We start from the raw sequence: 559 nt of genomic DNA, 5'->3' as shown, positions 1-559 counted from the left end.
AGAAGCTGTCTAAAATCTCTTAAGTAATAGTGCTAAAAACGCTAAAACGACCATTTGCAGACTGGTGGTTAATTGACGCTCACAATTTTTCCAAAGTCGCCGACAATTCTCTAGCCAACTAAAAGATAGTTCGACTACCCAACGTTGGGGCATGACTTCGAATCGATGCAACTCATTGCGCTTCGCAACCTGCACGGTTGCGTTTAAATTACTGGCTACATCGAGCTGAAAATTAACGCCTGAATAACCACCATCAACTAAGACATTTTGAACCTGGCGTAAATGCATGGCATGTAAAGCGATCATTGCACTGGCCCCGTCTCGATCAGAGACGTTCGCTCGCGTCATGTGAATGGCCTGCGGAAAGCCATTGATATCAACTGCCAGATGGCGCTTAATCCCCGAGATTTTCTTACCAGCGTCGTAACCTTTGTTTTCAGCAGTAGCGGTGTTTTTGACGCTCTGAGCGTCAACGATAATAAAGGAAGTTAAAGCTGAACGTCCTTGGTAAGTTCGCCGAGCAATGACAATTTTTTTAAAACTTGTTCCAATAAAGAAT

The 559-nt window shown here is 43.8% G+C and carries 1 pseudogene; it reads right to left on the bottom strand.

What is annotated here, in order from left to right:
* Positions 1-9: 9 nt before the first annotated feature.
* Positions 10-559, bottom strand: a pseudogene (locus MMY95_RS15670) (IS5 family transposase); the annotation flags it as partial.

It is taken from the genome of Lactiplantibacillus sp. ME-2 (assembly GCF_022549155.1).
GTDB lineage: Bacteria > Bacillota > Bacilli > Lactobacillales > Lactobacillaceae > Lactiplantibacillus > Lactiplantibacillus plantarum.
Note: the sequence above shows the minus strand (reverse complement) of the source record. Positions and strands in the feature narration are given on the sequence as shown.